Here is a 13,736-nt window from a genome sequence, read left to right on the forward strand (position 1 = left end):
GGCTTCCAATTGGTGGCAAGCAAAAGCAGAGGTCCCTCAACTGCTTTCAGTCTCATTTCGCTCGCCTTCCCAGTCAGTTCTTGCTGGCCGGCTTCTGGAGCATCAGCTGCCGCGTGGAAATTGGCCAGCTGCCGAAAGATCAAGGAATTTTCATGATTGACCATCCCGTTGACGAGCAGTTGCGAGCGATTGCGGCGAAGCACCATTTTGAACTGGACTCGACAGAACTCCGTGTGTTTAGTCGATCTATTGCGTCGAGCCTGGAAAGCTACGAACGGCTGATCGGTATGCCCGATCCGATTCCATCTTTGAAATTTTCAAGGGCAGGCGGCGGACGGCCTACTGGCGCACGGAACGCCTATTCCGCGTGGGCATGGAAGGCCTCCGTCAAAGGGGCCGCTGATGGCCCACTTGCAGGTAAGACAATCGCCATCAAAGACAACATCGCGGTCGCTGGTCTGCCGATGCAGAACGGCTCAGCGTTATTGGACGGCTTTGTCCCCGATCAAGATGCAACGCTGGTCTCGCGGATCCTCAAGGCGGGTGGTGAAATTGCCGGCAAGGCGGTCTGCGAGGACCTTTGTTTTTCGGGGGGCTCGCATACCTCCACTCCCGAACCCGTGCGCAATCCCAGAAGCCCCGCTCATATGACCGGAGGATCGTCGAGTGGCTGCGGCGCCCTTGTAGCCAGTGGCGCCTGCGACATGGCGATCGGCGGCGATCAAGGTGGCTCGGTGCGTATTCCGAGCGCCTGGTGCGGCGTCTTCGGACACAAGCCCACGTGGGGACTTGTCCCCTACACAGGAGCGTTCCCGATCGAACCTAGTCTCGATCATGTGGGCCCCATGGCCGCCAGCGTCCATGATGTCGCACTGCTACTCGACGTCATCGCTGGACGCGATGGGTTGGACGCAAGACAGATCAACACGCCGTTTGAACTGCAAAGCCACGTCCAGCAACTGGGCCGCGATCCTCGGGGGTTGAGGATCGGCGTCCTACGCGAGGGATTCGGCAGCGCACTGGCATCGCCTGAGTCAGAGACTGTCGTGAGAGCCGCCGCTTTGAAATTTCAAAAGCTCGGCTGCACCGTGCACGAAGTCTCCATTCCCTTACACACCGCAGGCTTGGATATTTGGAGCGGCATTGCCAACGAAGGTGCGTGGAGCACAATGGTGCGCGACAACTCAATGGGCCACGGTGCCCCTGGACTCTATGATGTCAAACTCATCGAAACCTATGGGAAGGCACGACGCGAACGTGCTGCCCAGTTCTCACCGACGGTGAAAGCGGTCATCCTGCTCGGTCAATATCTGGATGATAAGTTTGGCGGCGCGCTTTACGCCAAGGCGCAGAACCTGCGCCGCAGCTTGCGCGCAAGCTATGACACAGCACTGCGCGACGTAGATGTCCTTCTGATGCCCACCACGCCGCAACTGGCAACGCCTCTTGATGCGTATCACAGCTTGGATACCTATCTCAATGTTGCGCTGAACATGATGGCCAACACAGCTTCGTTCGACGCAACAGGGCATCCGGCCATGAGCGTTCCCTGCGGCCGTGTCGGCGCGCTACCAGTCGGCATGATGTTGGTCGGCCGGCATTTCGACGACGCGACGGTGTTGGCCGCCGCCTTCGCATTTGAGCAGGCGGGATTCGCGTCGCTCGATTAACCTGGCCCCCCAGGCTGCAGCAGGGGGACGACGAGCAACGTCCCTACCTTCGCGACTGCCGAGTGACGTGGCGATGAGCTGGAGTGCCCGCTGATCTCCCTTCATCCGTGATGGCTCAGCTCATGCCTCCGAGACATGCCAGCAAGAGTAGGTCGTTTGCCTACGCCTTCAAGTCGTCCTGGATCTCTGCTAGCCTTGCAGATTCGTCGTCTCCGGGGGAGTACAGAAGGTTTTGCACGCCGAGGCGCGGTTACGCGCGCAGCGTTTCTGGTTTGTCTGCGTTGTTCTGTCCTAGAGCGCCTGCTCGACTGGTCCCTTCGGGCAGTAGGTGCTCCCAAGCATCCTGCAACCGCTCAACAGCAAAGTCAACGAACTGCCGGACGCGCGGCGCAAGTTGACGGCCGTGCGGGAAGACCACATGTAAGGGCTCCGTTGGAGCCGCGAAGTCTTGCATCACGTGCAAAAGGCGGCCCGCTTGGATGTGCGAGCCGACGTCCCAGATTGACTTGAAAAAAATCCCGGCTCCCTCCAGTGCCAACGACTGCGCTACGTCACCGTCGTTTACAAGGAAGGTCCCTTGAATCTTGACGGCGAGCGGTTGCCCGTTGACGTGAAATAGCCAATGACCAGCGGGACGCGGGCCGTAGGCGATGCACGCGTGTTGAGACAGTTCGTCAGGTGTTGTCGGCGCACCGTTACGTGCAACATAGGACTGCGCGGCACACAGAACTCGGTAGTTCGGAGCAATTTGACGTGCACTGAGTGACGAGTCGTGCAACGTGCCGAAGCGGAAGGCAACGTCGATGCCACTTTCGACCAAGTCCATGACGTCGTCGCTCAGTTTCAGATTGATGGACAACGCAGGATGCCTTGCCTGAAAAGCGGCAACGATGGGTGCCAAGTATTGCCGTGCAAACGTGCGCGGAGCGGTCAGCGTCAGCATGCCGCTGACGGTCTCACGACTGCCCGCCATCAGGTGCTCCGCGCCCTGGATTTCCTGCAGGATACGGGCGCAGCGCTCATGAAAAGCCACCCCCTCTGGAGTTAGCGACTGGCTTCGCGTGGTGCGTAGCATCAAGCGCACGCCCAATTTTCGCTCCAAAGACCCGATCCGCTTACTGACCACAGCCAATGACAGGTCCATATCGCGGGCTGCGGCTGACATGCTGCCGGTCGCGACAACTCGAACAAAGACCCTTAGATCCACTACATCGTCAATCATACGGCTTCTCTCAACGCGATGGATATAGTGTATCTATTATTTGGTAGTTTATTAACTTTGTGGAGATGGAGAAACTAGCGCTCATCGCTCTCAACCCCCAGGAAAGTCTCCATGACTACACGTCAATCTTTCGCCCCAATGCTCGCCGCCCTGCTGATCGCCGTCGGTGCCGGATCTTTCTCCTCGGCCAATGCACAGCACAGCGCCGCAGAGCCTCTGACCAAGCTCGCCAAAAGTCAGGCTGGCTTCTATCGCTTAAAAATCGGTGACATTGCCGTGACTGCTTTGTCTGATGGCACCATCCCATTGGAGACAAGGATTCTGACGAATACGAAGGGCCACCACGTAGCGAAACTGCTGAAGGATGGATTTGCCGGAACGACCATCGACGCCTCGATCAATGCGTTCCTGATCGAAACTGCCGGCAAGCTCATCCTGGTGGACGCCGGCACCGGAGAGCTTTATGGGCCGACGTTAAACAAGTTGCCGGCCAGCCTGCGTGCCATCGGCGTGGAGCCAGCGCAGATCACCGACATTCTCCTCACCCACGTCCACACGGATCACAGCGGCGGTTTGATGGACGGCACAACGCGAGTCTTCCCGAACGCCGTCATCCATGTTGAGCGCAAAGAGGTCGACTACTGGCTGGATCCACAAGCGCTCGCACGAGCTCCCGAGTCTCAAAAACAGTACTTCCAGCAAGCCAAGGCAAAGATCGGTCCATATGCCGACTCCGGCCAAATTAAACCGTTTGACGGCGCCGTCGAACTGTTTCCAGGGATCCGCTCCGTCCCCGCTCCGGGTCATACTCCCGGCCATACGTTTTATTTACTCGAGAGCAGGGGCGAAAAACTCATGTTCTGGGGCGATGTGCTACACGTAGCAGAAGTGCAGCTGGCGGCGCCAAATGTCACGATCCAGTACGACGTCAACCCCAAAGAAGCGGCCGCTGCGCGACGGCGAGCGTTCGCCGATGCAGCAGCGAAGGGTTATATGGTGGCGCCAGCACACTATTCGTTCCCGGGCGTCGGCCATCTCCGCAAGGTGGCCGATGGCTATCGCTTCGTGCCGCTAACCTATGTCAACGACGCGCTCCCGATAAAAAAATAAACGTCAGTGCCCGGCTCGACTTGAACCGAGCGAAGGAGGCATGGCGCGAATGTACGAATAAGCCGAGTGTTAGGAATCCAATGTCGCTCTGGTGAATGCCTCGACGTTTTCCATCAAAGCGTCGAGCGCCTTCACCGCCTCCTTCTCTGACCCTTTCGCGACGGCCCGAGCGATCGCAGCGTGCAACTTTACAGTCTCCGAGAGATTTGCGGCCCGTTCGTAATGGGCGAACCAGAATCGCCTAGACATGCCTTGCATGATCTTCATCGACGAGACAGCGAACTCGTTGCGGGCGGCATCGAGCAGCAACTGGTTAAGACACCCGTCCAAAACCAAAAAAGCCTTGCCATCGTTGCGCTTGGCTTCCATCTCCCCGGCAATCGCTAGAAATCGGCCGCGCTCCTCGTCATTGGCGCGGCGCGCAGCGAGCCCAACTATGCAACGCTCCACACAGCGGCGCACTTCAAGCAATCGAAGCTGCTTGCGCACATCAATGTCGGCCACCACGATGCCGCGTCTCGGCATGATGACTACAAGTCCTTCGCGCGCGAGTTGCTGCAACGCCTCGCGCACAGGTGTCCGGCCCAAGCCGATCATGGTGGCAAGCATGTTTTCCGAAACAACCTGCGACGGCGGCAACTTGAGCGTCGCGATCATTTCCTCGATCTGCGTATAGGCTTGGACTACGTGTGTTTCTTCTTCCCCAGGCAAAACCGGTTTTTCGGTAGGCGCTATTTTCCTGCCAAGTTTTTTGGTCGCGATCTTCTTAGTGGCTGGCATGTGGTGATCCGTCATTGCGATAGCGATGATGGTAAATCAAGAAAGCTCTCGAGATATCCCGCTGCCATATCTGGCGGCCGTAGCGTCGAGCTTTGGCATCGATGGCCAATGTGCGCGATCATTCACACGGCACCACGTCTCAAGCGGGTGTGACGTCCGATTGTCTTTGGCATGTGCCTTGATGCAAATCTCACCGCAAAGTTTGCACCTGCTCTACGAAGACTCCCTCTGCCACTAAGGGCGTCAGCCTGCAATCCCGAGACATGGCGTGGGCGAAGAACTAACCCCATCCGTTAGCAGGCGGGGAAAAGTCAGGGCGATCTCCATCGCCAGATCGCGACGGAAACGGACTTCAATCACAGCTTCACAAACTCCCGCGACAAACGCGGGGGATGGCTGGATATCGAAGTGGGGTTTGGTTCAGGGCTGTGAAACAGAAGGGCTTCCGGCGCTGCGGCGCAAGGTTCGACAGCCTTCGCATGCCGAGCAGAGGGTCTAGGCACTTGCCTCTTCGTTCCAGCCCCGCAAGAACCGGATTAGGGCACGTGCATGCACGGACAAGTCGGCGTCGGGCGGCTTGCAGATCACCATATTCAGTTGCGCCCATTCGTCGCGCAACCGGACGATGTTGAAGTCGGCAACCCTCCGCATGGACCGTGCCGTCGTTTCCGGGATCAGTGCGATTCCAGCGCCCTCCGCTGCCAGGCAGCAAGCCACGTCGAAGCCGCGCAGTTGCGCACGGTGTCTGAACTTCTTGCCCTGTCGATGCGCCACGTCCTCGAGCAGGACCTGGATCGCCGTCCCGCGACCCAATCCGACAAAATCGAAATCGAGCAAGTCGGCGAAGTCCACCTCCGATCCATCCGCAAGAGGTCCCTGCACCGGCCCGACGACGACATATCGGTCGCTGCGGTAGGGAACGAACTCCAGTGACTTCATGTCGACCGATTGCGCCACGATGCCGAAGTCGGCCTTGCCTTCCCGCACCGCGTCCGGGATGAGGTGATTGGCGACTTCCTCGATGTTCACGTCCACGGCCGGGGTCTGCACCAGGAAGCGGGCGAGCGGCCTGCCCAGAAATTCCAGCAGCGACGCCGAGTTGGAATAGACCTTGACGTAGCCGCTGATGCGCTCCGCGTACTCGGCCATCTCGTCCTTGAGCTGCTGCATGCCATCGAGCAGGCGGTAGCTGTGCTGGAGCAGTGCACGCCCTGCGTCGGTGGGCGTGACCCCAAGGCGGTCGCGCACCAGCAAGGGCGAACCGATAGCGCGCTCCATCTCCTTGATCTGCACGCTGGCCGCAGCCAGCGACCGATGCGCTCTCGCGGCGCCGTGGGTGATGCTGCCAGCTTCCACGACGCGCACGAACAAGAGTAGATCCGAAAAATCAAACTGCATGGCGGGTCAATCCAGGGTGATGCACCGACGCAATATACGCACCGTTCCGCAGCCTTGTCCGCCAGCGAAGGCTGCCCCCCAAACTTGCAAATTGTGTCGCCGCGGCTGCAGCAGGAGACTTGTCGCTCCAACCCGGCCCAGCCCCCAACCAAGGACTTCGACCTCATGACTTACACCATTGCCGCCAGATGCCCGACCAGCGGGAAGTTGGGCATGGCCATCGCCACTTACTCGCTCGTCGCAGGGCAGCTTTGCCGCGGCATGCAGGCCAACATCGGCCTCGCCATCACACAGGCATTTCCGCGCCAGGCGAACCAGTCCACCGCATTGCGTCTGCTCGGCGCTGGGTTCTCGGCGGCCCATGTACTGCAGATCCTGCAGGCCGACGATCCCCACGCCGAATACCGCCAGACATGCGTGCTGGGCCGCAGCGGCCGCCCGGCCGTGTTCACCGGCACACAGGCCCGCGGTTGGGCCGGCCACTTCATTGGCGAGGATTTCGCCGCCTTCGGCAACGTGCTGGCCGACAAGCGCGTGCTGGACGCCATGTGCGAAGCATTCATCCGGCGAACGGAGGATGCCCTCGAGGATCGCCTGCTCGCTGCAATCGAGGCCGCCCGGGATGCCGGAGGCCAGGCTGGCCGGAGCGGGCATCTGCCGGAACGATCGGCTGCCATCGTCGTGGTCGACCGGGAGGATGTCCCCGAGCTCGACCTCCGGGTGGATTTCCACCCGGCAGCGGTGGATGAACTGCGGCGCCTCTATGAGACCTACCGCCCGTACCACGATTACTACCGCTTGCGCGCGACGGCGCCTGGGACTGGCCTTCCGCAAGAAGAATTCCAAGCCAATCTCGACCGCCAGCACGGCATCGCACGCGACACAGCTTGACCGAACCGGAGTTTTCGAATGGCCCACTCTTTCAGCCGGCGTACCACCCTCCAGTGGATGGCCTCGACCGCGTTTGGCACTGCCTTTGCTTCGGCTGCGGCCGAAGCCTATCCCAGTCAGCCTGTCAAGATCGTCATGCCTTTCGGCCCGGGAGGTGCGGACGCGCTCTACCGCATCGTGGCGGAGCGGCTCCAGGACCTCTGGAACCAGCCTGTGCTCATCGACTACAAGCCCGGTGCCGCCACGGTTGTCGGTACCGACTTCGTGACCAAGTCCAAGCCCGACGGCTATACGCTGGGCATGGCCGGTGCGAACCTGGCCGTCAACCCGATCTTCTACAAAACACCGTACAAGCGCGAGGACTGGCGCGGCGTCGCCAATCTTGTGGAAGTGCAGATGGCGTTGGTCGCGCGCCCCGATGCCCCATTCAACACCGTCAAGGAACTGGTCGCATACGCTAAGGCCAATCCGAACACGGTGAACTACGGCATCGCCGGTCTCGGCGCGACCTACATGGGCATGGAGATCCTGATGCGCCGCGGCGGTTTCTCCATGCTCAAGGTGGGCTTCAACAGCAACGGGACCGCCCAGTCCGAGTTGCTGGGTGGACGCCTGGATGTGCTGGTGGACCCGCTGGTCGGCCTGGCGCAGCACATCAACGCCGGCAAGATGAAGGTCCTGGCCATGCTCGGCGAGAACCGGTTCGAAGGATGGGAACAGCATCCGACGCTGAGCGAATCGATGCCTGGCTTGGCGGTCAGCCCGTACTATGGCGTGATCGTCCCGCGCGCGACGCCCGAGCAGGTGGTCGCAAAGCTCGAGGAGGATCTGGCGCGGGTCATCGGCGACAAGGCTACTCAGAAGCGCATCGCTGCACTGGGACTGGTGCCGCGCTTTCAGACTGCGAAGGAGTTCGAGCAACGCTCGGATGCCGATGTGCGCACCTTCAATGACATGGCCAGGAAGATGAACATTGTCCTGCAGTGATATGGCTAGCAAGGCGCAACTGCGCCCCCCCGCAAATCGAAAACAGCAGATGCTGGGCGAGGACCGTCGCGCGCAGCAGGCGATCGACACTTACCAGAACGTCCTGACCGCCCGCTAGTTTTACGGCACGCCGGCCAAGGAGGTCAGCGCCGGGCATGGAGCTGGCAATGATCGCACTGGGCACCTGTCCGCTGGCATATCCGCGGTTCACGATGATGGTCACCGGCCATTCGCCCGGATACCGACTTCGAGCAGGAGTGGGAGACCTCCCTGGCGCAGCTCAGCGCTCGCCTGTTCTCCACGCCTTCCGCCACCACGCAGCACATTGCCGCGTCCCACGCGCTGCAGAATGCATCTAGTGTCAAGGCTCCACGGCGGTCCCGCCCTGCGGCATCACGCAAACGTCGGGTTGGCCATGTGCGGATAGCGCGCCTGGCGATGGCGCGCTATTCGAGGCCGGCTCAACACCCATATCCCTGAGGGGGGACACCACGTTAGACGCACTCCGCTGGAGTGCGCTGTTCCCCTGAGCTACGGCGAGCCCTCAACCGCGGGCAGTCGACTCCGGCAACGCCTTTGCAGTGCCGCCACGGACGACCTCGAAGACGTAACTGCAGTCCTTATGGCCGTAGCCCTGATTAGAGGCGAGCTGATACATCGCTGATGCGCAAGCGGCGAGCCCCGTGCTCGCCCCCAGCGAGGCCGCAGCGGATTGGGACAGCCGCATGTCCTTCAGCATCAGATCGGTGGAGAAGCCAGGCGTGTAGTCGTAGGACGCTGGCGATGTGGGTACGAGCCCCGGCACGGGACAGTAGTTCTTGAGAACCCACGAGCCGGCGCTCCCGCGCGAAAGCACCTCAAATGCCAATCGATCGTCGATGCCGAACCGGCGGGTCAGCTCGAATGCTTCCGAGTTCGCCAGCAAGATGATCCCGGTCATCATGTTGTTGCAGATCTTCATAGCGAGGCCCGCCCCCGCCTCGCCGACATGGAAGAACGCGGTTCCCATCGCGCGCAGGATCGGGAGCGAATGCTCGTACGCCTCGACAGTGCCGCCCACCATGAAGGTCAGCTCGCTCTTCTCGGCGGCAGACACGGATCCGGTCACGGGTGCATCAACCATCTCGTATCCGAAGGACCTTGCCATTGCATTCACGATCTTCGAAGTATCGACGTCGATCGTCGAGCAGTCGATCAGCAGTGCCTGCGGCTTCGCGTTCTGCAATACGCCATCGGGGCCCTCGTAGACCGCGCGCACGTGTTTGCCGGTCGGCACCATCGTGATCACAACATCTGCGTCCCGCACGGCATCGGCCAAGCTCGACTTCGGTGTGGCGCCGAAGATGGCCAGTGCATTGCGACTGGCCTCAGACAAGTCGTACACGTGAACTGGAAAGTTTGCCTTGAGAAGCGAACGAGCCATGGGATGCCCCATGTTCCCGAGGCCAATAAATGCGATCTGAGTCATACGTATCTCCAATTAATGATTCAATGTTTGACAAGACCCGCGCAGGGTCAGCGTGTCGACGACCCGACGTCGGACATCCCGCCGGAGCGCCGTTTTTCGACCAGGTCGAGCAAGCCCTTGACCCCGCGAGGCAGGACGAACACCAGCCCGACCAAAATGGCGCCGTACACAGCACCCGACAGCCCCTTTGAGATTTCCTCCGCGACGTTCGGCACGTAGAGGACGAACGCTGCGCCGATGAAGGCTCCAGGCAGCCAACCGACTCCACCGACAACCATGCCGACCAAGATTGCGACGGAAAGCCAGAAAGAGTAGGTGTCCGGCGCCACGAACTGCACGACCAGCGCGCCGAGTCCTCCTGCGACACCGGTGAACAGCGCACTGACCCCGAAACTAAGCATGCGATATCGCGCCACGCGGATGCCCATCGAACTCGCCGCAGTCGGGTTGTCGCGCAGTGCGAGCATGGCCCGGCCGCTGCGGCTGCGAATCAGGCCAACGGCGCAAACATAGGCCACGAGTGTGGCCGCGAGCACCACGTAGTAGAGCCACTGATCTGAATTGACCGGAATCCATGTTGGCGCATTGGGCCGGCTCACAGAGAAGCCCACTGAGCCACCGGTCCATGGCTGGAGCGGCTTGATTTTCAACAATTGCGGTGTCGCGAAGGCCAGTGCGAACGTGGCGATCGCGAGATACACGCCCATCAGACGCGACGCGGGCAGCCCAAACAGGCAGCCAATGCAGAACGACAACAGGCCTGCGAGCGGAATCGCGAGCGCATAGGGAATGCCCAGAAGCTCCATCGCAATGCCGGTGCTGTAGGCGCCGACCGCGAAGAAGGCGCTTTGGCCAAGCGAGAACTGTCCGCTGGTTGCGGTTAGGACATTGAGCCCAATAATGGCGATCGCATAGATCATCAGCATGGTGACCTGAAACGTCACGAAGGTCTTCGAGACCAGCGGCAGCAGCAGCGCGCAGGCCACGATGACCCATGGAAAGGCCTGACGCCAGAGACGCTTCGGAGTCACAGCGAGTCGATTCGCCTGAGGGGAGATAGCATTCATGGCTCAGACCCGGTGCGCGATGTTCTTGCCTAGCAGCCCATTCGGACGGACAAGCAGTACAACGACGATGAGGGCCATGGCGATAGTCAGCTTGAGTTCGCCGCCTACCACAGGGATGTAGGTTCCCGACAGGTTCTCGATTACGCCGACCGCCAAGCCTCCGATGACGGCGCCAACAGGGCTGGTGATGCCGCCCACCACCGCACCAGCAATGGCGTAGATGAGCACGCCTGACATCATGTTCGGATCGAGCAGGATCAGCGGCGCGATCATCATTCCGGCCACAGCGCCGATCGTTGAAGCCATACCCCAGCCCAGCGCCTTCATCCAACCGACGCGTATTCCGACCAGCCGGGCCGACTCCGGATTCGCTGCGGCCGCCTGCATGTGCAAGCCCGCGCGGCTGAACCGGAAAAAGGCACCCAAGCTGACCAGGAGCACCACCACCACAACCAGCACGCCGGCTTGGTGCAGGCTGATGAGCTTGCTGCCCAAGAAGCTGTCAAAGCCGAACGGCGAGGGAAATGTTTTGACGTTGAAATCCCAGATGAATCCGGCAAGGCTATTGATCATGGCGAACATGCCGACGAAGACAGCGATGTTGCTCATCTCATCTGCTTTGGCCAACGGGCGCATGATCACGTGATGAATGGCGCCTGCCGCGACAAAAGAAAAGACAAGCGTCGCGACGAACGCGATCCAGTACGGGGTACCCCACTGCATCAGTTGCCAAGCTACGAATGTGGAGAACATCGCCATCTCGCCTTGCGCGAAGTTCACATGACCGATTGCACGATAGATCATCCCGATTCCCAATGCGAGGCATGCGTAGATCGAGCCGGTGAAGAGACCGGCCACGATTTGCTGGATAAAGAGTTCCATAGTGAGGTTCTTAGTTCTTAGTTCTTAGTGGCCGAGGTAGGAGCGTCGGACGGTCTCGTTCTGTCGCACCTCCTCGCATGGGCCGAAAAGCACGACTCGGCCGGTTTCAAGGAGGTACGCAGTGGATGCGGTGGCGAGTGCCAGCGATGCGTTTTGCTCGACGAGCAGGATCGAGAGCTTTTCCTGCGCGTTCAGCTTGCGCAGGATGCCGAACAATTCGGAGACGACCAGGGGCGCAAGTCCAAACGAAGGCTCGTCGAGCAACATCAAACGAGGACGCAACATAAGCGCCCTGCCTACCGCCAGCATCTGCTGTTCACCGCCCGAGAGCGTGCCGGCCTGCTGCTTGCGGCGCTTCTCCAGCACCGGGAAGTAGCCGTACACACGATCGATATCCTGCAGGATGCCAGCCTTGTCGCGACGGAGTGCGGCGCCCAAACGCAGATTCTCTTCGACGGACTGGCGGACGAACGTGCCCCGGCCGTCGGGAACGTGGGCAACACCGCATCGAGCGACCTCTTCGGGCGCCATCGAGACCAATGATTGCCCTGCCAGCGTAATTTCGCCGCTTCGGGAAAGCATGCCGGAGATGGCGCGCAAGGTGCTTGTCTTGCCTGCTCCATTGGCACCGAGAAGCGCCGTGATCTCGCCTTCACGCACTTCCAGGGAAATGCCGTGCAAGACGTATCCATGCCCGTACGTAGCAACGAGGTTCTTGACCATCAGAAGGCTGCTCATACCGTTTCACCCCCGAGATAGGCACGAACAACTTCCGGATGTTGTTGAACGTGAGCCGGCGTGCCATCGGCCAAGGTGCGGCCGAAATTCAGCGCAATGACCCGGTCGCAGATCGACATGACAAGGCCCATGTGATGTTCTACGAGTAGGACCGTCAAACCGTCATCGGCACTGAGGCATCGAATGACGTCGCCCAGTTCCTGCACCTCGTCATGGTTCAAGCCGCAGGCCGGTTCGTCGAGAAGAAGGAGCCGCGGCTGGGTAGCCATCGCACGAGCGAGTTCCACCCGCTTTTGAGTGCCGAAAGGCAAATCGGCGACAGCGCGGTGAGCAACGGCTTGCAACCCGAGGGACTCAATCAGGCGTCCTGCGATCGAGTTCGCTTCATCCTCGGCCCGCCGCGAGCGTGGAAGCTGGAATGCGTCGCTGAAAAAGTCGCTGCGGGTTCTGGTGTGGCACCCAATGCGGACGTTATCGCGCATTGCGACTATCTGCATCGGCGTTACAGCCGTTGCACTGGGCATCGCCTTCGAAAAACAGAACATCGCTTACATGGTCGGACTGGCTTTCGGGGTTGCGGCCAGCACGAACTTCCCCGTGTTGTTGCTGGCCATGTATTGGCGTGGCTTGACTACACGAGGGGCGATCATGGGCGGTGCGGCGGGTCTGGTGAGTGCCGTCGCCCTGACCACCCTTGGCCCCTCGATCTGGGTCAAGCTGCTCGGCAACGCCGTGCCTGTCTTCCCGTACGACCCGCCCACGATCTTCTCCATGCCGCTCGCGTTCGCGGTCTGCTGGATCGTATCGGTGCTCGACCGCTCAGCCCAGAGCGCGCGCGACAGGGCGAACTTCGACTCTTCGACCGCTTCTACCGCCGTCGCGACACAAACCTGAGCAAGCATCAAAGCGCGCAGCGCGCGACCGCGCATGCCTGCACTCGCTAATCATGAACCATGTCTTGCGTCGATTTCCTCCATGCTGCCGGTGATGGCGGTTGTCGCAATCAACCGCATTCCTGCTGATCCACCGCTCGCCGGGCGGCCCGGCCGCGTCCATCCCAGTCGGCCTTGCGAGCGTGGAAGCATGACGCAATTCGAGCTGTATGCAAGGTTCAGCATCGTGGCACGCAGTGGCACGTCCGGAGCCATCCTGCAGAAGCTCAATGCATGCACGAGGTGATGGCCAACTCTGATTTGATGACTCGGCTGATCGAGCCGCTGCATGCGCTCCTCGTTCAGAACAGACGAACGGCGCCCGAGCACATGGTCCAGCAGTTCCGACTTTGTGCCGAAGTAATACACCCTTCATCAGCCTCTGGATCGCCGTCGCATGTTTCACCACGGTGCCGATCCTTTGCTGCCTGTTCGCCAAATCCATGGACATTACAAACCCTGGACCTTGATGCGAGGTCTCCTTGCCCTTCAGAACGATGAGACGTGCAGATGCTCCGCTTGCTTCGGTCAACAGATATCGCTGGTGATGGGGCGCTGTTGAGGCGACATTCGCACGCAGCGGCATTGCAT

The 13,736-nt window shown here is 60.5% G+C and carries 13 protein-coding genes; 5 read left to right on the forward strand and 8 right to left on the reverse strand.

The annotated features are described in order from the left end of the window. Nucleotides 1-80 precede the first annotated feature (80 nt). Nucleotides 81-1,670, forward strand: coding sequence for an amidase (locus tag BM004_RS34585; protein WP_256220183.1), 1,590 nt, complete (start codon nucleotides 81-83; stop codon nucleotides 1,668-1,670). A gap of 250 nt (nucleotides 1,671-1,920) precedes the next feature. Here BM004_RS34585 and BM004_RS34590 read toward each other — a convergent pair whose 3' ends face one another. After that, a complete protein-coding gene (locus BM004_RS34590) occupies nucleotides 1,921-2,892 on the reverse strand; it encodes a LysR family transcriptional regulator (RefSeq protein WP_093220393.1) in 972 nt (323 codons plus the stop codon). Between the two features lie 111 nt (nucleotides 2,893-3,003). Here BM004_RS34590 and BM004_RS34595 point away from each other — a divergent pair, with 111 nt between their 5' ends. After that, nucleotides 3,004-4,002 (forward strand): MBL fold metallo-hydrolase, encoded by a 999-nt coding sequence (locus BM004_RS34595; protein WP_093220396.1) that lies wholly within the window; start codon nucleotides 3,004-3,006, stop codon nucleotides 4,000-4,002. 69 nt (nucleotides 4,003-4,071) lie between these two features. Here BM004_RS34595 and BM004_RS34600 read toward each other — a convergent pair whose 3' ends face one another. Both BM004_RS34600 and BM004_RS34605 read right to left on the reverse strand, forming a co-directional pair. After that, nucleotides 4,072-4,782, reverse strand: a complete 711-nt coding sequence (locus tag BM004_RS34600) for a GntR family transcriptional regulator (protein ID WP_093220465.1) — start codon at nucleotides 4,780-4,782, stop codon at nucleotides 4,072-4,074. Nucleotides 4,783-5,277: 495 nt separating this feature from the next. Beyond that, nucleotides 5,278-6,180, reverse strand: a complete 903-nt coding sequence (locus BM004_RS34605; RefSeq protein ID WP_093220399.1) for a LysR family transcriptional regulator — start codon at nucleotides 6,178-6,180, stop codon at nucleotides 5,278-5,280. A gap of 165 nt (nucleotides 6,181-6,345) precedes the next feature. Between BM004_RS34605 and BM004_RS34610 the strand changes: the two genes are divergently transcribed. Together BM004_RS34610 and BM004_RS34615 are read left to right on the forward strand one after the other, a co-directional pair. Beyond that, complete coding sequence (locus BM004_RS34610; RefSeq protein WP_093334574.1) at nucleotides 6,346-7,071, forward strand: DUF1028 domain-containing protein; 726 nt, start codon at nucleotides 6,346-6,348, stop codon at nucleotides 7,069-7,071. A gap of 18 nt (nucleotides 7,072-7,089) precedes the next feature. After that, nucleotides 7,090-8,058: a Bug family tripartite tricarboxylate transporter substrate binding protein gene (locus BM004_RS34615; protein ID WP_093220405.1), complete on the forward strand. Its 969-nt coding sequence runs from the start codon at nucleotides 7,090-7,092 to the stop codon at nucleotides 8,056-8,058. Between the two features lie 544 nt (nucleotides 8,059-8,602). On the opposite strand, the gene mmsB is transcribed toward BM004_RS34615, so the two are convergent. From mmsB to BM004_RS34640, 5 genes are read right to left on the reverse strand one after another with little or no spacing between them, the layout of a single operon-like run. After that, entirely contained in the window at nucleotides 8,603-9,526 is a 924-nt protein-coding gene (gene mmsB, locus BM004_RS34620; protein WP_093220407.1) for a 3-hydroxyisobutyrate dehydrogenase, read from the reverse strand. 47 nt (nucleotides 9,527-9,573) lie between these two features. Further along, on the reverse strand, nucleotides 9,574-10,593 hold the full coding sequence (locus BM004_RS34625; RefSeq protein ID WP_093220410.1) for a branched-chain amino acid ABC transporter permease: 1,020 nt from the start codon (nucleotides 10,591-10,593) through the stop codon (nucleotides 9,574-9,576). Nucleotides 10,594-10,596: 3 nt separating this feature from the next. Next, nucleotides 10,597-11,475 (reverse strand): branched-chain amino acid ABC transporter permease, encoded by an 879-nt coding sequence (locus tag BM004_RS34630; RefSeq protein WP_093220412.1) that lies wholly within the window; start codon nucleotides 11,473-11,475, stop codon nucleotides 10,597-10,599. 24 nt (nucleotides 11,476-11,499) lie between these two features. Then, nucleotides 11,500-12,213, reverse strand: a complete 714-nt coding sequence (locus BM004_RS34635; protein ID WP_093220416.1) for an ABC transporter ATP-binding protein — start codon at nucleotides 12,211-12,213, stop codon at nucleotides 11,500-11,502. Continuing rightward, nucleotides 12,210-12,695 (reverse strand): ABC transporter ATP-binding protein, encoded by a 486-nt coding sequence (locus tag BM004_RS34640; RefSeq protein WP_256220184.1) that lies wholly within the window; start codon nucleotides 12,693-12,695, stop codon nucleotides 12,210-12,212. The genes BM004_RS34635 and BM004_RS34640 overlap by 4 nt, the downstream gene beginning before the upstream one ends. Between BM004_RS34640 and BM004_RS34645 the strand changes: the two genes are divergently transcribed. Next, on the forward strand, nucleotides 12,676-13,107 hold the full coding sequence (locus BM004_RS34645) for a sodium:solute symporter family transporter (RefSeq protein ID WP_093220421.1): 432 nt from the start codon (nucleotides 12,676-12,678) through the stop codon (nucleotides 13,105-13,107). The genes BM004_RS34640 and BM004_RS34645 overlap by 20 nt on opposite strands. Nucleotides 13,108-13,736: the final 629 nt, after the last annotated feature.

It is taken from the genome of Variovorax sp. OK212 (genome assembly GCF_900112425.1).
Classification (GTDB): Bacteria; Pseudomonadota; Gammaproteobacteria; order Burkholderiales; family Burkholderiaceae_C; genus Variovorax.